18 protein-coding genes are annotated in these 17,809 nt (G+C 70.0%); 9 read left to right on the top strand and 9 right to left on the bottom strand.

The window, feature by feature from the left end; all coding sequences use genetic code 11:
• Nucleotides 1–15: 15 nt before the first annotated feature.
• The 3 genes from ACFYXU_RS14080 to ACFYXU_RS14070 all read right to left on the bottom strand — a co-directional run bounded on the left by ACFYXU_RS14080 (nt 16) and on the right by ACFYXU_RS14070 (nt 3,303).
• Nucleotides 16–309, bottom strand: coding sequence for a hypothetical protein (locus ACFYXU_RS14080; protein ID WP_361401522.1), 294 nt, complete (start codon nt 307–309; stop codon nt 16–18).
• Between the two features lie 166 nt (nt 310–475).
• A complete protein-coding gene (locus ACFYXU_RS14075) occupies nt 476–1,684 on the bottom strand; it encodes a PP2C family protein-serine/threonine phosphatase (protein WP_389458472.1) in 1,209 nt (402 codons plus the stop codon).
• An 8-nt stretch (nt 1,685–1,692) separates the two neighbouring features.
• Nucleotides 1,693–3,303: an ATP-binding protein gene (locus ACFYXU_RS14070; RefSeq protein WP_376511180.1), complete on the bottom strand. Its 1,611-nt coding sequence runs from the start codon at nt 3,301–3,303 to the stop codon at nt 1,693–1,695.
• 114 nt (nt 3,304–3,417) lie between these two features.
• Between ACFYXU_RS14070 and ACFYXU_RS14065 the strand changes: the two genes are divergently transcribed.
• Nucleotides 3,418–4,194: a response regulator gene (locus ACFYXU_RS14065; RefSeq protein WP_389409059.1), complete on the top strand. Its 777-nt coding sequence runs from the start codon at nt 3,418–3,420 to the stop codon at nt 4,192–4,194.
• Between the two features lie 150 nt (nt 4,195–4,344).
• Here ACFYXU_RS14065 and ACFYXU_RS14060 read toward each other — a convergent pair whose 3' ends face one another.
• The gene (locus ACFYXU_RS14060; RefSeq protein ID WP_389457764.1) at nt 4,345–5,766 is read right to left on the bottom strand and encodes a hypothetical protein; all 1,422 of its coding nucleotides are present in this window, start codon (nt 5,764–5,766) and stop codon (nt 4,345–4,347) included.
• A 483-nt stretch (nt 5,767–6,249) separates the two neighbouring features.
• On the opposite strand from ACFYXU_RS14060, the gene ACFYXU_RS14055 reads away from it, so the two are divergent.
• From ACFYXU_RS14055 to ACFYXU_RS14035, 5 genes are all read left to right on the top strand, one after another.
• Nucleotides 6,250–6,690 (top strand): hypothetical protein, encoded by a 441-nt coding sequence (locus ACFYXU_RS14055; protein WP_389409057.1) that lies wholly within the window; start codon nt 6,250–6,252, stop codon nt 6,688–6,690.
• A gap of 80 nt (nt 6,691–6,770) precedes the next feature.
• Nucleotides 6,771–7,349 (top strand): barstar family protein, encoded by a 579-nt coding sequence (locus tag ACFYXU_RS14050; RefSeq protein WP_389409056.1) that lies wholly within the window; start codon nt 6,771–6,773, stop codon nt 7,347–7,349.
• Nucleotides 7,350–7,887: 538 nt separating this feature from the next.
• Nucleotides 7,888–8,691 carry a hypothetical protein gene (locus ACFYXU_RS14045; RefSeq protein WP_389409055.1) on the top strand — a complete coding sequence of 268 codons (804 nt, stop codon included), beginning with the start codon at nt 7,888–7,890 and terminating at the stop codon, nt 8,689–8,691.
• 592 nt (nt 8,692–9,283) lie between these two features.
• Complete coding sequence (locus ACFYXU_RS14040; protein ID WP_389457762.1) at nt 9,284–9,670, top strand: hypothetical protein; 387 nt, start codon at nt 9,284–9,286, stop codon at nt 9,668–9,670.
• A gap of 120 nt (nt 9,671–9,790) precedes the next feature.
• A complete protein-coding gene (locus ACFYXU_RS14035; RefSeq protein WP_389409054.1) occupies nt 9,791–10,336 on the top strand; it encodes a barstar family protein in 546 nt (181 codons plus the stop codon).
• A gap of 202 nt (nt 10,337–10,538) precedes the next feature.
• Here the strand turns inward: ACFYXU_RS14035 and ACFYXU_RS14030 are convergent, their stop codons facing one another.
• Together ACFYXU_RS14030 and ACFYXU_RS14025 are read right to left on the bottom strand one after the other, a co-directional pair.
• Complete coding sequence (locus ACFYXU_RS14030; RefSeq protein ID WP_389409053.1) at nt 10,539–12,113, bottom strand: AMP-binding protein; 1,575 nt, start codon at nt 12,111–12,113, stop codon at nt 10,539–10,541.
• A 97-nt stretch (nt 12,114–12,210) separates the two neighbouring features.
• Nucleotides 12,211–12,687, bottom strand: coding sequence for a hypothetical protein (locus tag ACFYXU_RS14025; protein WP_389409052.1), 477 nt, complete (start codon nt 12,685–12,687; stop codon nt 12,211–12,213).
• Between the two features lie 577 nt (nt 12,688–13,264).
• Here ACFYXU_RS14025 and ACFYXU_RS14020 point away from each other — a divergent pair.
• On the top strand, nt 13,265–13,591 hold the full coding sequence (locus ACFYXU_RS14020; protein WP_389409051.1) for a thioredoxin family protein: 327 nt from the start codon (nt 13,265–13,267) through the stop codon (nt 13,589–13,591).
• A 315-nt stretch (nt 13,592–13,906) separates the two neighbouring features.
• On the opposite strand, the gene ACFYXU_RS14015 is transcribed toward ACFYXU_RS14020, so the two are convergent.
• Genes ACFYXU_RS14015 through ACFYXU_RS14005 form a run of 3 tightly spaced genes read right to left on the bottom strand, consistent with a single transcriptional unit; the run spans nt 13,907 to nt 16,016 of the window.
• Nucleotides 13,907–14,704: an ABC transporter permease gene (locus tag ACFYXU_RS14015; RefSeq protein ID WP_389409050.1), complete on the bottom strand. Its 798-nt coding sequence runs from the start codon at nt 14,702–14,704 to the stop codon at nt 13,907–13,909.
• Nucleotides 14,701–15,648 carry an ABC transporter ATP-binding protein gene (locus ACFYXU_RS14010; protein ID WP_389409049.1) on the bottom strand — a complete coding sequence of 316 codons (948 nt, stop codon included), beginning with the start codon at nt 15,646–15,648 and terminating at the stop codon, nt 14,701–14,703. The genes ACFYXU_RS14015 and ACFYXU_RS14010 overlap by 4 nt, the downstream gene beginning before the upstream one ends.
• A complete protein-coding gene (locus tag ACFYXU_RS14005) occupies nt 15,648–16,016 on the bottom strand; it encodes a hypothetical protein (protein WP_376511199.1) in 369 nt (122 codons plus the stop codon). The genes ACFYXU_RS14010 and ACFYXU_RS14005 overlap by 1 nt, the downstream gene beginning before the upstream one ends.
• A 104-nt stretch (nt 16,017–16,120) precedes the next feature.
• Here ACFYXU_RS14005 and ACFYXU_RS14000 point away from each other — a divergent pair, with 104 nt between their 5' ends.
• Together ACFYXU_RS14000 and ACFYXU_RS13995 are read left to right on the top strand one after the other, a co-directional pair.
• Nucleotides 16,121–16,516, top strand: coding sequence for a GntR family transcriptional regulator (locus ACFYXU_RS14000; protein WP_376511201.1), 396 nt, complete (start codon nt 16,121–16,123; stop codon nt 16,514–16,516).
• Between the two features lie 41 nt (nt 16,517–16,557).
• Entirely contained in the window at nt 16,558–17,694 is a 1,137-nt protein-coding gene (locus tag ACFYXU_RS13995) for a DUF1648 domain-containing protein (protein ID WP_389409048.1), read from the top strand.
• Nucleotides 17,695–17,809 lie beyond the last annotated feature (115 nt).

The raw sequence follows: 17,809 nt of genomic DNA, 5'->3' as shown, positions 1-17,809 counted from the left end.
GAGGCGGCGGTCGGGCTAGGCGTTGAAGCTGATCCCGGCCGGCTCCGGCGCCTCCGTCGCGGCACGGACGATGTCCTCGACCAGGCCGTTCGACAAGTCCCGGCCTTCGCTGACGTCGACACCCACCTTGGCCTGGAACGCCACGAGGATGAGACCCAATTCGCTGTCCGGGAGGCGGCTCGACAGAACGTCGGTGGGCTTGACGGGGACAGGAATGTCATAGAGATGTGCCTGCGGCGCTTGGGCGACGTACTCACGCAGAACCTCTTGGAGCGCGGCCAGGGCGTACTCGTAAGTGATCTTCTCCATCTACGGACTGTACGGGCAACTCCCCCGGCCCAGGGGCGATCCTTCCGGCGGTTGCACTCGAACGAGTGATCAGAACGACTACACACCGTGAGAGACACCCACCACCCTGCCTCTGCCCCCACCCCACGCTATGTCCGCCCACCTCGCGGCCTCGCGGCCGGCCGGATCACAGTTCTGCGGGCGAGGCCGGGGGGCGGTTGGAGGAGCTCCAGTCGAGGCGGAGGACGGCGAGGTCGTCGGTGTGGCGGCCGGCGTTCAGTGCCTGTGTCTCCTTGATGAGGTGGTCGAGCTGGGTCGCGGGGTCTGCCGGAGGCATGCGGGCGATCAGTGCCAGCAGGCCTTCGGCGTCGAGCCGGCCGTCGGTGCCGTTGTGGCCTTCGGTGAGGCCGTCGGTGTAGAGGGTCAGGGCTCCGGACGGCGGCAGGGGGATGACGGTGGGGGGCCAGTGGCACAGCGTGGGCGCGATACCCAGGGCGATGCCGTGGGCGGCGGTCACCTCGGTGGTGCCTTCGGGCGTGGTGAGCAGGGGTTCGTGGTGGCCGGCGAGGTGGAGGGTGGCGGTGCCGGCGTCCTGGTCGAGGGTGAGCAGGGTGCAGGTGGCGAACAGGGAGGCGCTGCCGCGTTCGGCGATCAGGATGCGTTCCATCAGGCGCAGCAGGCCGGCGCCCCGGTGTCCGCCGAGCACGAGGGAGCGCCACGCTATGCGCAGGCACACGCCGAGGGCGGCTGCGTCGGGGCCGTGTCCGCTGACGTCTCCGACGACCGCGTGGAGCAGCCCGTCGGTTTCCTCCACGACGTCGAGGAAGTCTCCTCCGAGCAGGGCGTACTCGGTGCCGGGCAGGTAGCGGGAGGTCACCGTGACCTTGGAGGTCTCCAGGAGCGGTTTCGGGAGCAGCCCGCGTTCCAGACGGGTGTTCTCCTCCGCTCGCAGGCGGACGGCCTGCGCCTGGGCGTTGGCGAGTTCCGTCTGGCTGCGGTAGACGGCGTAGCGGAGGGTGCGGTTGAGCAGATCCGCCTCGACCTTCCCCTTGACCAGGAAGTCCTGTGCTCCGGCGGCCATGGCCTCGGTGCCCGCCTGGGCCTCGGACAGGCCGGTCAGGACGATCACCGCGGCGTGCCGGGCCAACGCGCGGACGCTGGTGACCAGGGTGGTACCCGCACCGTCGGGCAGGTGCAGGTCGAGGAGGATGCAGTCGACGGGGTGGTCGGCCAGGGTCTCGCGGGCCTCGGCGAGGGTGCTGCGGGTGGTCAGCTCGAAGCGGAGCCCGGTGTCGAGGAGGAGTTCCTCGACGATCAGGGCGTCCCCCCGGTCGTCCTCGATGAGAAGGATGCGGTAGACCGGCTGGTCGGCGCCGGCGCCGGAGGCGACCGTCATGGCTACGGTCACGGCGTTCTCAGCTCTGCGCCGGAGCGGGTCGCTTCGGGGAGGGTGGCCGGGCCGGGGCGCTCGGGGTGTTCGTGGGCGAGGGTGAAGGTGATGCGCGCGCCGTCGCGGTAGTCGGGATCGATGCCGATGGTGCCGCCGTGGAACTCGACGATCTTCTTGCACATCGCGAGACCGATGCCGCTGCCGCCGTAGGCGTCCTTGTTGTGGAGCCGCTGGAAGATCACGAAGACCTTGTCGGCGTACTCCGGGGCGATGCCGATGCCGTTGTCGGTGACGGTGAAGCGCCACAGATCGCCCTCGCGGGCCGCGGTGACGTGGATCTCCGGGGCCTGGCCGGGCCGGCGGAACTTGACCGCGTTGCCGATCAGGTTCTGCCAGAGCATGCCCATCTGGGTGGGGTCGGCGGCGAGCGTCGGCAGCGGGTCGTGGGTGATCTTCGCCCCGGCCTCCTCCACGCCGACGCTCAGTGCGGCCAGCGTCCGCTCCAGCACCTCGTCGAGGTCGACGCTCTGGTCCTCGTGGTGGACGCGGCCGACGCGTGAGAAGTCGAGCAGGTCGTTGATGAGCACCTGCATGCGGTTGGCGCCGTCGACGGCGAAGTCGATGTACTGGTCGGCCCGCTCGTCGAGCTGTCCGCCGTAGCGGCGCTGGAGGAGCTGGGTGAAGCTGGAGACCTTGCGCAAGGGCTCCTGGAGGTCGTGCGAGGCGACGTAGGCGAACTGTTCCAGCTCGGCGTTGGACCGCTGGAGGTCGGCGGCCTGGGCGTCCAGCCGCATGCGCGCTTCCTCGGTGAAGGCCAGCTCCCGCACCAGGCGGCGGCGCATGAAGTCGATCTCCCGGCTCAGGCGCCTCAGGTCCGCGGGGCCGGTGGGGGTGATGGGGTGGTCGAAGTTTCCCCCGGCGATCGTGCGCGCGTCGGTCCCGAGGCGGTCCAGGGGGCGGGTGATGCCACGGCGCAGGCCCTCGAAGACCAGCCCGGTCATCACCGCGATGACCAGCGCGATCGTGGTGAACAGCCAGTTGCGAAGCCGCATCGTGGAGCCCAGGTCGTCGCGCGCCCGGGCGCGGTCCGCGAGCAGCCGTCCTTGCTGGACGGCCAGGGTGCTGCGCACCTGGTCGAAGGCCGTCTTGCCTTCCGCGGCGCGTGTGGCGACCAGCGGTGAGGGCGCTCCCGGCGGGGAGGCGGCGATCGGCCGGGCGAACCTCTCCTGCCACCGCGCGATGGCGCCCTCGACGGCCTCCAGATCCCGCAGCCCCTTTGCGTCACCGTGCAGCAGATCCGACAGTTGGGCGATGTCCGTCTTCTGCTCGACCAGCCCCTCGCGGTAGGGCACGAGGAACTCCGGCGTGCCGGTCAGGCCGTAGCCACGGACTCCGGTCTCCTGGTTCAGCAGGGCCGCCTCCAGGCGGAACCCCGTGGCCAGGGCGGGAGACTTCACGTCCGACAGGTCCGTGCTGAGCCTCTCGGTCCGCCCCAGCACCCACGCCCCCAGGGCCCCGAGCACGACCAGGACGACCAGGGAACCCGCGACGCCGACGCGCAGCCAGCGCCGGGTCGTCCACGTGGCGAACCTCCGCTCGCGCGGGCGCTTGTCATCGCCGGTCATCGTGTGAACCCCTCCGCTGTGGCAGCCGCATCCAGTCGGATTCGGCACGCGTACTCTAGACCCAGTCGACAACCCGTGTTGTCGCACCCTTGTATTAGGCATACAGTGCCGGTCATGCCTGGCAAGAGCTTCGAACTCCGCACCACCCCGACGGAGACCGCCGCGGTCCTCGACGCGGCGGTGGGCGACCTTGCACGGCACCTCGCTCAACAGCTGGTGAAAACCCCGTCCCGTCCCGCGCCCGACGATCCGTCCCACGCACTGACCGTGCTCCACGTCTTGGACCACCTCCAGCGGGCGACGGAACGCCTGCAACGGGACGCGGCCGTGGCAGCCGCGCAGGCGGGTGCCGGTTACCCGCAGATCGGCGCGGCATGCGGCATGACCCGACAAGGCGCGCGGCGCCGCTGGCCGGGGATCTTCCACCACTCCACCGAAGCACCCACGGAGCACCCGATGACGACCAACCCCGCCCGCCCCTTCGACGTCCTCCTCGTCGAGGACGACATCGCCGACGCCATGCTCATCGAAGAGGCCCTGTCCGAGCGCGGGGCCCGCAACCTGGTCCAGGTCACCGACGGGATCGCGGCGCTCGAGCACCTGCGGGCCCCCGGCAGCCCGCGCCCCGACCTCATCGTCCTCGACCTGAACATGCCCCGCATGAACGGCCGCGACCTCCTCAAGGTCCTCAAGAAGGACGAGGACCTCCAGGGCATCCCGGTCGTCGTGCTCACCACGTCCTCGGCCCCCGACGACGTCAGCGACGCGTACCACAGCCACGCCAACGCCTACGTGACCAAGCCCGTCAACCTGGAAGAGTTCGAGAAGGCGGTCCAGAGCATCGACTCCTTCTACCTGGACACCGCCACCCGCGCCCCCCGCACCGCCTGAACGAGCCGGCACCCCGCAGACCGCGCCGAGGCTCGCCGGGTCCCCGACCATGTGTCGGGGGGACGCGACGGGTGTCGACCTGGCGGACGCGCCGTACCGCCCCGGGGACGGCTGGTCCGGGTGGTTGCCCGCCCACCCGGTCCGCGCCGCTCAGTGGCCGGGCCGCAGGGAGACGACGAGGTCCTGGTCCGCGTTGCGGGTCATGAAGAGGCCGGAGTTGTCCGGCAGCGTCAGGTAGGGGAGCTGGGTGCCGACGCTGAGTACCTTCGGGTCCCCGGTCACTGTCCGGAGGTCGAGCTGGGCGGGGACGGATTCGGTGTCGTTGCCGATGGAGTCGTCGCGGACGGCGCCGTAGGCGGTGCCGTCGTCGCGGAGGGAGCCCAGGACGATGGTCTTGCGGTTTCCGTCTCCCGCCAGGCAGATGCCTCGCTTGGTCTTCAGGTCGAACGCGAGGGGTCCGGCGGCCAGGTAGCGGCCGTCGGGCGAGGTGATGACGGGGTAGTCGCGGCCGGCGCTGGTCTCGTCGGGGACGTCGTAGTCGCAGACGACTTGGGCGGTGAGCGTGCCGGAGGCCAGGTCGTGCACCGACCAGACGGCATCGTCGTCAGAGCCGTACCTGCCGCCGGTGTCCCAGCCGGCCAGAACGTAGCCGTGGGCGGCGGCGTAGACGGTGCCGTTCCACGAGTCGAGGATGCCGGTGGTGGCGCTGACCTGCTTGGGCCGGATCGAGTCGCTGAACCACTTTCCGGGGATGCCGAAGCCTCCGCCGCCCATGCCGACGAGCGGCCCGTCGGGAGTGGCGGCCATGACGCGGCTGCTGTTGCAGGCTGCCGCCTTCTCACACTGCGGCAGCAGCTTGTTGGCGTCCTCGTAGAGGGTCGTCCTGCCCGTGGCCACGTCCACCGCGGCCGACGAACGGGGGAACGCACCGCTCGCTCCCCAGGCCACGAGCAGGCGGCCACCTGATGCCTGTACGCGGATCTCGCCGGGGCCGGCGGAGACGGGGACGTCGATCTCCCGCACCGGCTTGACCGCGGAGCCGGAGGCGTCGGCCGGATAGAGCGCCAGCCGTACCACCTCGACGCCCTCGTGCAGATCGTCCTTGCCGCGCATGCCGTGCGCGTACGCGACCACATAGGCCCGGCCGCCCTGCTCGAAGCCCATCACATCGGGGATCTCGCCGGTCTCACCGGTGCTGCTGTCGCCCTGGGCGCCGTCGACGGGGGTGGGCGGGTTCCACGGTGCCGAGCGCCAGGCGACCTGGCCGCTGCTGCCCGACCGCGCGGTGATCGTGTAGCCGTTGGAGGCCACCTGCATCACCGCGACCGTCGGCGTGCCCGGAACGTTCGTCAGGGGCAGCGTCGTCGCCGACTGCGGCACCCACGACAGCTTCGCGTCCCAGCCCTTCGCCGCGTCGTAGGCCGCCGGCACGCTCAGCTTGACCGGCGGCTCCGCGCGATCCAGCGGACCGGGACCGCCATGACGGGTCGAATCGGCGTCCGACCCGGAGCTCGAACAGCCCGTCACCACCATCAGCACCAGTGCCCCGGCCACCGCCGCACGTGCTCGCATGATCCCCCGCCCTCGTGATTGCCATGATCAGATCAGCTCCGCACCCTAACAACGCCACCCGAGCCATCCGTCCGTCGGCTCCGCGATCAAGCCACTCGACGAGCACCCGCAGGCGGGAGCCGGCCGTGATGACGACGCCCGCGAGTTCGGCCCGCTCCGCTGTTCCCGCGTCAGCCGCACCGGTTGGCCGGCTCGGTGAACAGGCGCTTGATGAAGATCTGGAAGCCGAGTTCCCCGAGCCGCGTCTCAGCGCATCCGACAGCCCCCCGGCGGTCCGCGGCCCTACGTGATCCGGACGCTGCCGACACGACCTGGCCGAACACGGGGGGGCCGGGTCCCTCCCTGGCCCCGGCCGGGAGGGTACGTATCGTAGGCGCGAAGGTTGCACGAATGTCCGGGGGTTGCGTGCGCATCACGGATCACGCTCGGTGGGACCGGGGCTTCCCGGTGAGGTACCTCCTGGTCCAGGAGGACGAAGACGGCGTGGAACAACTCTGGGGAAGGTGCGCGAGCGTCGAAGGCCTGTTCGTCGACCCGGTCCCGCCGCCTCGGGAGATCCTCACCCTCCGCGGATACAGCCCCGACGGCCTCCTGAGCGAGGTCCTGGCCGAGCCCGGCGTTTCGTTTCGGGGGCTGGGCGACGTGTGCGTCGAGGTCTGGGACGACGAGCAGTCCGTGCAGTGGTGGACTCTCGTCGATGCGGTCGTGGTGGCCCGTCAGCCCCATCCCGATGACCCGACGCGGTACGACATCGTGCTCGGCGCCGGCGTCAGGAACGAGGAGAGCTTCTTCGACGTGCCCGCGACACCACGCTTCGAGCTCTTCCTGGGCACGTGGGACGCTTCCGCACGTGCAGGCCGGTGCTCCGCGGTGGACGGCCTGTTCGAGCCACGGGCGGACGCGGCCCCGTCCCGCTGGAGCTGATCGGCTGCGAAGCCACGGAGCCACTGCTCGCGGGGACTCAGCGACCACGCCGGTGGACCGGGAGCTGGGCCGATCTCCTGGTGCTGGATCGCCAGGGCGCTGTGATGGCTTCTCGCCCCGTGGGCCTGGCCATCACCGGAGCGCGCCCGTCCGTGCTCGGCGATGGGCTCGAAGACATCACCCTCACCGATGGTGGCGCCGATCGGCCGTCGCCGGCGGCCCGGTCGATCTGGGCGGAGTGGTATCAGGGCCCACCGGCGGCACCCAACATGTGGGCACCGTACGACGCGCAGGGCAGAGCCGCTTGGCTCGACCTCACCACCCGCGCCTGGCGGGTGGCCGCGCCCCGACCGGACCGTACGGGCGGCGAGTACCATCTCGACGGCCGGTTCGTCACAGACGTCCCCGGACTGCACTGCGCGATCGCCGAGGCGTTGCTCGGGCCTGGCCGCTACTTCGGCCGGGAGTGGGCCTCCTTTTCAGACTGCCTGTGCGGTGGATTCGGAGTGGCCCCGCCCTTCACCTTGACCTGGCATGACTCCGAGGTCGCGCGCCGCGCACTGGCGGATGCTGTGCAGGATACGGAGGATCAGCTCTCCTACTTCGAGGAGATCGTGCAACTCCTCGAAGGGCGCGGCGTCACGGTCGTGCTCCGGTAGTCCGCAGGCACCCGAGCGACGATGACTCGGGGACGGGCTGAGCAAGATTCAGCGCCTGCTGTTGCCGGGCGCTAGCAGGCCGGCGCGCTCGGCGATCCCCTCCGGGGACGGCTCGAAGTGGCGGCGCACAATCTCCGTCTTCCTATGTCGCGACTTCGTCAACAGCACCAACAGGCTGCCCCGGCCTCACCAAGACGCATCAGGTAGCCGGAATTGCGGTACTGGGGACGGTCCCAGCAAGTGCCCGGCCCGCGCACAGCGGTGTACTCGTCAACCGGCCCGCGGCCTGCCCGTAGGAGATTCGGGCGAGTTCGGTACCGGGGCTGTTGAGACCATCTGCATGTCCTCAGGTCGCTGATGCTCACCCCTTGCTCGCGGGACTCAACTACCTGCGTAGTTGGGGAACACGAGCGGATCGGGACGCGGCAGTGTCCGGCGAGGTTGGTGCTCCCTGCTTCAGGACTTGCTTCCCCGGACCGGTATCGTGGGAATCTTCGTGCGGCGCAGGCCGACGGAGTCCTTGAGGGCGAATGTCGACATGACTGATCTCCTGTCCCGCGACGCCGAACGCCGTCTCGATGCTGCTCTGAGGGGGCTTGCCGCCACGTTCCGCGGCGCCACGGCAGCGCCCGAAGAAGTCAACTGCGAGTGCCATTGGGGCAGCGCCGAAGAGCTTGCGCTGCTCAAGGTGCCGGATGTGGAGCTCGCCCCCGACCTTCTGCGCCGAACTTGGCAGGCGCCTGATTGGGACGATCACGCGGCGGTGCTCCGCCGAATCCTGCCTCAGCTCGCGCGCGATCTCACCGACATCGGATCGGAGTCGTTCCAATATCAGGAAGAAATCGGCCAGTCGTTCGCTCGGGCTTGCTGGCAGGAGTGGCCTGCAGAGCAGGTGGCGTCGGTGCGGGAGTTCCTGTGGGCATTCTGGATGCGGAACCTCGTCGCAGCCGACGCTCACGCCCATGAAGCCCTCGTCCTGTGCGTCGAGGTTTCCGGGGAACTACGTCCCTGGCTCGATGCCTGGGAGGATCTCGACCATCCCGCAGCCGACCGGAACCTCGTGGAAGCCATCGCCGACTGGTCCCATGCACTACTCCTCGACGAACTGCCCTGGATCAGCCGATATGACGAGGTCGACCTGCTGGCCGTGCTCACCGCATGGCTCACCGGCCATGCACCGGGCCGCCTTCGAGCCGGCAACGCCCCGAACGACCTGCTGCAACGCCTCAGACTGGTCGGCTTGTCCGGGGGCGATCGCTGGGACGATCCCCATTGGCCCCGCCACAACCCCCTCACCGAAACTCAAGATCACGGACCGGCCCCCACCGCAGCCACGAACTGAGCCGTCGACGCACCGGTGACGACTGGGACCGCCGGGTCCGCAGCCACCGAACACGATGCGGCCCTCAAGCGAAGAGTGCGGGCCGAACCGTGTTGTCAGCGCCTTCGCTTCGTCGCGATCGGGGGACTTGGAGGGTGGGGGCGATGTCGGGGACCCGGCCGTCGGTGGGGGTTCGGCGGCCGTCGGGTCTACCCCTCTGGATTCGCCGAGTCGGCGGAACCGGTCCTGTTCGCGGGTGTCGTCGCGCTGGCGCCCCGACGGCTCAGGAGCGGGTGACCCCGCACTCCCGGTCCCGCGGCCTCACAAGATCCTCGACGGAGCCGAATCCACATGAGCGTCCAGCACCCCGGCACCTGGATACGCGACACACGACGCGGTCCCTGCGGGCACGCCGCTCACGAACGTCGGCGACATCGCGCTGCGGCAGTCCGTGCGCCCCGCAGACGAAGACGACCATTGTTCCCAGGGAACGTCACCCGTGTTCACCGCTACCACTGGCTGACCGGTTGACTTCATCGGATCTCGCCCCGGGAGAGTTCGCCGCTCGGAAACGTGATGTCCTGGAGACGCCGCACCCGCATACCGTGCACGCATGACGCCAGAGCTGCCCTCCGATGTTGCCGACGCGCTCGGCCTTCTCCTCGGCACCGGGGACGCCACTCACCGGGCCCTGCGCCGGCAGGTGCCGCACCTGCGGATCTCTGCACGCTGCACATGCGGCTGCGGCACGACGTACTTCGACCTGGACGCGGACGCCGTGCCGGCAGCACCGTCTCCCGCCGGTACGGTCGTGGTCGCTCAGGCGCAGCTGTTCGACGCGGAAGAGGACTGGATCGGTGAGGTCCTGGCCTTCGCCCGGAACGGATACCTGACGTGGCTGGAAGTCTGCTCCATCACCGACAGCCCCCTGACACTGACGGACGCACTACGGATGCTGCGGCCCTCGGGGGTGTCCGGAACGTCGGGTGACCATGGTTGAGAACCCGACCACCAGGGGCCTGGTCGTCACAGGTGCGACTCTCGACTTCAACAGGCGAACTTCGCGGCCAGGTTGCGGGAAGCCTGCCCCATCCGCGAATACACCAGGAAGAGGACAGCTGTGACCTCGTTCGATGTGAGCGAGCCGGAGGCGCCTTGGGTCATTTTCGGGCCGCGCGAGGCCGTCGAGTTCGACGAGCAGGTGCTCGCGCTGCGCACCGCGGGTGGGCGGGTGTACGAGCTGGAGGCCCGTGACCTGGCGGACCAGGTGAGCACCTGCGACGCCTTCGCCGAGGCGATCGGATTTCCAGGTTATTTCGGACGTAATTGGGATGCTCTGGTCGACAGTCTTGATGATCTTCATCATCCCGCCACCGGCGGGATCGGCATCGTCGTGGTGGTGCACGGGGCCGACGCTCTCCTGGGGGCGGACCACCTCAGGGTGTTCGTGACGATGCTCTGTCTGGCGGCGGACCGCGCGAACACGGATGTCGATCCTGACGGCGAGCCCCGCGGCATTCCTGTGGTGATCGAGCACTTCGTCTTCCTGCTCGACGAGGTGCCGGCGAAGGAGTTCGCGGCCGGGATCGAGGACCCGGACCTGGTGGTCTCCGTCGAGGGAGATTTCCTCACAGTGACCCTGGATCTCACCGTCTGGCGACCGTGACCTCCTGGCTCTCGGTCGACGGGGCCAGGTCGACAGCCGGAGCTGATGGAGCAGAGGCGAGTCGAATCGCCCGTCGGCGATCGGCGACCGGCGCCGCAGGGGCGGAGAGCAGTACACCCAGCTCAACCAGAACGTGCCGGCCTCGGACGATGCCGATGGGAGGCGCGGGATCGCATGCGACGAGTCGTCCCGTGCCTCCGGGTCAGACCGCGTCGGCGCTCGCGGCGGCTCGCAGTGCCTTCTTGTCGGGTTTGCCCGCATCGGTCAGGGGCAGTGTGTCGGTGAAGGTGACCTGGTCGGGCTCGTACATCGCGCCCCGCTGCCCGCGTACGAAGGTCCGTACCTCGTCCGCGGTGACCCGGCTTCCGGGAGCGGTGACCACGGTGGCGTGGATGCGTTCGTGTCCGCCGTCGCCCTTGACGCCGTACACGGCGCTCTGCCGCACGGCGGGGTGGGTGTGGAGGAAGTCCTCCAGTTCGGTGGTGTAGACGTGGCCGCCGACCACGGCGATCATGTCCTTGATCCGGTCGACGACGCTCAGATAGCCGTGCTCGTCGAGCCGTCCGAGGTCGCCGGTGAGGACCCAGCCGTCCTTGAGGACCTGGTCGGTCAGCTCCGGGTTCTTCCAGTAGCCCTCGAAGGCGTGGACGGAGCGGACGCAGATCTCCCCGACGTCGCCGGTGGGCAGGGCGTGGCCGTCGGCGTCGCGGATCTCCACCTCGACGCCGGGTACGGGCCGTCCCGCGGTGCGCAGGATGTCGGGGCGGTCGGGGTCGTGCTCGGCGGCGGGCAGGACGCTGACGGCGCCCGCTTCGAACTGCCCGTAGCCCTGCTGGAGCACGGGGCCGAGGCGGCGTACGGCCTCGGCGATGCGCACCGGTGAGGAGGGGGTGCCGCCGTAGGTGATCTGCCGGAGGCTGGAGGTGTCGGTGCTCGCGGCGTCGGGGTGGTCGAGGACCTGGTAGAGCAGTGGGGGCAGCAGCATCATGTTCGTGATGCGTTCGCGGGCGATCGTGGCGAGGATGTCGGCCGGATCGAAGGCGTAGTGCAGGACGACGGTGCCCCCGGAGGCGAGGGTGGCGTCCGCGATGAAGCCGGCCGCGTGGGACAGCGGGGTGCACACCAGGTCGCGCCGGTCTCCCCCGGTGAACAGCCGCTGGGTCAGGGCCATGCTGTCCTGCATCCGCCCGAACGTCGACCGCACGCCCTTGGGGTGGCCGGTCGTTCCGCCCGAGTGCCGGATGAAGCACAGGTCCTCGGCCCTCGCACCGCTGGGGACCGGCGTGTTGGGCTGCTTGTCGGCCAGAGCGAGGAGATCCTCGCCCAGGTGCGGGGCCGGAACGTCCCGCGCCGCGCCGCCGGGCCGCGCGCCGAGGCGCAGGACGTGCTCGACGGGCGGAACGGCGCGCAGCAGTTCGCGGGCGCGGTCCTCCAGACGGGGATCGACGATGAGCAGGTACGTGTCGACGTCGGCCATCATGAGGGCCTGCACGTCAGCGGACAACCGGTTGTAGAGGTGGTTGAAGTGCCCGCCCAGGAGGTTGACGGCGTAGCGCGCGGCGATCGTCTCCGGGAGGTTGCCGCACAGCAGTGTCACCGTCCGGCCGGGACCGACTCCGTACTCGTGCAGGACGCGGGCGAACCGGTGCACCATCGAGCGGAACCGCACGGCGGTCAGGCGCCGCTCACCGCTCACGACGACCTCACGGCCCGGCTCGTCGGCCAGTCCCTCCAGGATGATGTCGACGTAGTTGCGGAATGCGGGTGTGCCGGGCAAGAGGTGTACCCCTTCTCGATACTGCTGGACGCCGGAGAACCTGTCCGGGCCTGACGGTCGTCGGGCTGGCCCTGAGGGGCCGCGTGCTTCTTCTACGTCAGCAGGTGATGGCCAGGCCCGTCAGGGCGGTGCAGGAGACACTGGCGGAGTTGTTGGTGGTGTCGGGGTCGGGGTCGGCCCCGGTGATGGTCGCGGTGGCCGTGAGCGTTCCGACCGCCAGCGGATTGATCTTCGCGGTCACGACGGGAACGAAGCCCTGGCCGTCGGGCATGCCGGTGAGGTCGCAGGTGACGGTCTTCGCGGTGTTGTCGTAGGCGCAGCCGGACAGGTCGATGGTGGCGCCGGTGGTCTGGGCCGGGAGCCGCAGGACGGCGGTCACGGTGCCCGCGGCGCGGTCGGGTCCGGCGTTGCCGAAGAAGGGCCGGTAGGTGACGGTCCCGGGAGCCCCGGCCGCGGTGACGGAGGCGTACAGGTCGGAGGAGCCGGCGGCATGGGCGGGCGACGCGAGGGCGAGCGTCGCGGCACAGAGCAGGGCCGTGACCGGTACGGCCGTGCGGAGGGGCGCTCGGTGCACGGGAACTCCTTGAGGCGAGGTGACGCGGATGTCCCACACAGGTCGTGGGCCGCGCGGGAGCACGTGGTGGGGTCGCAGGAACTGTAGGGGAGAGGAAAGCCCTGTCGCGGTTCCGGCGTGAACGTGCCGCGGGAATGGCCTGAACCAGCAGCCCGACGACGGCGCGCGGCAGTGGCCTTGACGAGAGCGCCGCCGGGAGCACCAAAGCAGTGGGACGGCCGGTGGACAGCCCGGCCGGTATGCAGGATCGGCCGTATTTCAGGTCAATGTGGGGAAACACCGGCCGGGCTCCGCAGGAAGCCACCGACGGTACTGGTCTGCGCGGGGGCAGACTCCTTCCTCCCGCGCCCCGGCACGGCGACATGGGCTGGTTTCGGCCCGCTCTGAGATCTTGTGTCTGAGGCTGCCGGCCCAGGAACAGGTATGAGGCATGACCTCGTCCACGTCGGCGCCGAAGCCCGTGCAGCCGTTCGTCGTCCGGCTCAGTACCGCGCTCCGCGAGCGCCGTGTGTGCCGTTGAGCCGTCGGCTTCCCCCGTCCGCGTGTGGCACCACCCTCCCCCTCGCTTGGAGCGCATGTGAGCACGATCGTCACCCTGACCGATGCGACCTTCGACGCGAAGGTCGTCAAGGCGTCCGGCCCCGTCCTCGTCTCCTTCCTCGCCGAGTGGTCCGGGCCCTGCAAAATGGTCGAGCCCGTCCTGAAGGAGATCGCGGCCGAGTTCGCCGGCCGCCTGACCGTCGGCAACCTCAACATCGACCAGAACACCGTCACCCCGCCGAAGTACGACGTGACCGCCATCCCGACCCATCTGCTGTTCAAGGGCGGCAAGGTGGTCGGCACCAAGATCGGCCCATGGAGCAAGGCCCAGCTTGTCGAGTGGCTCAAGGAGAACAACGTCTGAGCGGCGCACCCGGGCCGACTCCGCCCGGCGGACGTCCACTGCTGGGCGGGGCCGCCGTTGTCCTTGCTGGAGTTGCCGATCTCCGGGCACTTCCCGCTGTTCAGGTGGCGCAGCTGACCGCTCGCCGGCACCGGTAAGAGAGACGGCCAGGCGTTGAGGCCCTCGGCGACGGCGCCCTGACCGTTGCCCTGGGACACGGCACTTGAGCGCCCGGGGCACCTGCGCCCACCCCTGCACACCGGACAGGCGGAGGAGATCCGGGCAGCATGGACCGCACGGGAGCTGGCCTGGTCCGGCAGCGGAGAGCCCGAACCCTCAGCGCACGTCCCGGCGCATCGGAACGAGTACCGCGGCGATCGCCGCCAGCAGGGCGTACCCGGTGAGCAGGAGTCCCGCGCCCCACGGCGGGAGGAGTGGTACGGGACGGGTCGCCAGCTGGCCGGCTAGGGAGTCGGCGATGTAGGTGAAGCCGGTCAGCGAGGCCGTGGCTCCGCCGGGGAGCAGCGGGTAGGCGAGTTTGACACCGGGGATCAACGTCAGTGTCAGCTCGCCCATGTAGAGGTAGCCCACCACCAGGCTGAGCGCCGCCACCTGATGGCGGATCAGTGCTCCTGCGGCGACCCCGAGCAGTGTGTATACGGCCATGGTGACGGCCAGGCGCGCGAGCAGTTGCAGCACCTCCGCGGTCGCCATCGCCGAGGTCACGCCCCTGGCCGCCGTGCCGCCGAAGAAGGCGGCCGCGGCCGTGGCGGTGAGCACGGTTCCGTAGACGAGTCCGGCGGTCCCGAAGACGACGGTCTTGGCGATGAGTACCTGCCGGCGTCTCGGTGCGAAGAGGAAGGTGTGGGTGATGGTTCCGTGCCGGTACTCGGAGGTCATCGCCAGGGTGCCCAGTGCGGCCGGGATGATCACCGTGAAGCCGAGCATCCCCAGAACCGTCCGGACGCCGTCCTCGGTGTCCAGGCCGGGCATCGGCGGGTCGAAGTTCTCGGGGCCCACGAGCGTCAGGAGACCGGTCAGTCCGGCGCCGAGGCCCACGGCGACCGTCAGCGCCCCCCACCACAGCCGGGTGGAGAGGAGTTTGCGGAACTCCGCCCTGATCAACGCGTTCATCGCTCTGCCTCCGCGTCCTTCGTCCTCTGCTCTGCGGTGAGGCGGAGGTACATCTCCTCCAGACCTCCTGCCCGGGTCATGAGCCCGTGTACGCGCAGTCCGGCCCTCGCGGCGACATCGGCGACGCCGTGGTCGGTCATGTTCCTGACCCGGAGCCATCCGTCCGCCGCCGCGTCCACGGTCACCCCGGCCTGTCGGCCCCTGTGGAGCAGCTCCTCGCGCAGAGCGGAGGCGTCCGGCGAGCGGACCAGTACGGAGCCGGGGGCGGAGCGCTCCAGCTCCGCCAACGGGGCGGCGGCCACGAGCCGGCCCCGGTTGATCATGACGACGTGGTCGGCGACCTGACGGACCTCGCTCAGCACATGGCTCGAGACGAGCACGGTGCGTCCTTCGGCCGCCCTCTCGCGCAGCAGTCCACGAAGCCAGGCGATGCCTTGCGGATCGAGGCCGTTGGCCGGTTCGTCGAGGAGGAGGACTTCCGGATCCCCGAGCAGGGCCGTCGCGAGGCTGAGCCGTTGGCGCGTGCCGGTGGAGTACGTCCGCGTGCGTCGGTCGGCCACCGGTGCGAGCCCGAGTTGTTCGATCAGAGTGTCCACCCGGACGGCGGGGTGACCACCCATGGCGCAGTGGATGCGCAGATGGTCGCGGGCCGTGTGGCCGGGATGGAACGCGGAGACACTCAGCGCCGCGCCGACCTGGCTCGTCGGGCGTGTCAGTTCGGCATAGCGGAGTCCCCCGATCGTCGCGGTTCCGGCCGTCGGGGTCACGAGGCCGAGAAGCATGCGCAGGGTCGTGGACTTCCCGGCACCGTTGGGGCCGAGGAATCCGGTCACCGCGCCCGGCGTCACGTGGAAGCTCAGGTCCTCGGTCGCGGTGACCGAACCGAATCGCTTGGTCAAGCCCCGTACCTCCACGAGGAGGCCGGAGAGGTGACGCCGTGCCATCAGCTGTTCCCCTGGCGCTGCTCGATCAGCCGGCACACCTCTCGTGCTTCGTCGAGGGACAGGACGAGTTCGTCGTACTCCTGGCCGGTGACCGCGCGGTCGAGCGTCAGCAGGAGTCCGGGCCGGTTCCGGTACGCGACGACGAGCCGGCGGGGCCCCTTGACCAGTCCCCAGACGCCGATCTTGGTGAAGCCGGAGATCTCGATCCCCTTGCGGGTCCCGTACGCCGCTTGCAGGGGCGCGTCGACCGGCACGGCGCGGAGGACCGCGGCCAGGGGGACGGTGAGGGCGTCGCGGCGGAGCCATAAGCCCTCGTACCTGCTGAACTCGACGGTGAGATCGGTGGTGGAAACCTTCACGTGTGCCATGGGCACGTCCCTCCCTCGGGGCGCCTCTCCTCCGCTGGGGGGAGTGCGGCACCAGGACCCTGTGCGTCTGTTCTAGTAGATGTATAGCAGATACAATTCCCCTCGTGCAGCTACTACTTGACCTCGACAGCGAGGTCCCCATCTACCAGCAGATCCGCGACCGGGTGGTGGAGGCCATTGCCGACGGCGTACTGGGCCCCGGCGCCGCCCTGCCCTCGACCCGACAGCTGGCCGTCGATCTGGCGATCAACTTCCACACCGTCAGCAAGGCGTACGACCTGCTCCGACGCGAAGGGTTCGTCCGCGTCAACCGCAAGAGCGGCGCCGTGATCCACCCCGACGTCAAGCGGCCGTCGACCGGAGGCGACTGGGACCGGCGCATGCGCACGCTCTTGGCCGAGCTGGACGTCCGCGGCGTGCCCAAGGACGAGGTGATCACGTACGTCGAAGCGACGCTCCGCGGTTTTCCCGGCAGGGACGAAGCCCCCGGACACCCGTAGCGAAGTCCTCCGCCGACCATGAACATCCGATCACGAAATGAGTGAACGCCTTGCTGCACCACGCACTTGTCGACCTCGGCATCCTGGTATCCGTCTGCGCCGGGCTGGCCCTCGCCCCCAGCCCGCTCGTCAACCCCCCACAGGTACCGTTCGGCGTCCGGGTGCCCCCGCACAGGGCCGGCGCCCCCGAGGTCACCGCGCAGCGAAGGCACTACCGCGTCCGGCTCCTCTCGGTGGGCGTGGCCACCGCCGGACCCGTGCTCCTCGCCTCCGCCGCTCTCGACCGGCCCGGCGTCGGCGGACTGGGCGGTGCCCTCCTGGTCACCGTCGCCGCGATCGTCCTGTGGAGCCGCGCACACCGGGCGCTCGTCGACGCCAAGGAACGTGGCGGCTGGTACCGGCAGACCCGACAGGGTGCCGCCGCCGACACCTCCCTGCGCACCGATCCCGTCCGCTTCCCCTGGCCGTGGGCGATCCCCGCGGTCGTGACGGTCGTCGCCAGCGTCCTCGCCGGTGTCGCCGTCTATCCGGACCTGCCGGCGGAGTTGACGCTGCCGTACCTGTCGGCCGACGGCACCGTCCACCCGCGGTACACGACCACCCCGTGGACCGCGTTCGCCTTCGTCATCGCCCAGGTCCTGCTCACCGCCGGCGTGGCAGGCACGGTCGCGGCCGTCCTGCGAGCCCGGGCCGACCTGGATGTCAGCCGCCCCCAGACCGGTGCCGCCCTGTACCGCCGCTACCTCACGAGCCTCTCCCGCTCTCTGCTCGCCACGGCAGCGCTCATGGACATGATGCTGCTCGGCCTGTCGGCGATGGCGTGGAGCGAGATCCGTTCCCAGCCCCTGACCGCGCTGGTCATCGGCCTGCCCTGCCTGGCGACCCTGGCGATCGCCACCCACCTGCTCCTGCGCGTGGGCCCCGGCGGCCGCCGGCTGCCCGCAGCCGTCATCGACCCCACCGAGGCCGACACCGGTCTGGTCCCCCGCGACGACGATCGCTTCTGGTACGGCGCCGGAACCCTGTACATCAACGCCGACGACCCGGCGGTGCTGGTCACCCCCCGCATCGGCATCGGCTGGACCGTGAACCTGGGCAACCCCCGCTTCCTCGCACTCACCTCAGTCCTCGTGGCCTTGGCCGTGGCCACTCTCACCGTCACCGCGATCACCGCCTGAAGCACACCACCCGCGCACGACGACGTACTTCAGAAAGCTCCAGGAGAGGTCGGTGCGGGGTGGACACAGCGAGATGAGGCGCGAGTCGTAGCACACGATCCGCAACCGAGGCCGG

Source organism: Streptomyces sp. NPDC002232 (assembly GCF_042890295.1).
Taxonomy (GTDB): Bacteria; Actinomycetota; Actinomycetes; order Streptomycetales; family Streptomycetaceae; genus Streptomyces.
This window is presented reverse-complemented; position numbering and strand designations above follow the sequence as displayed.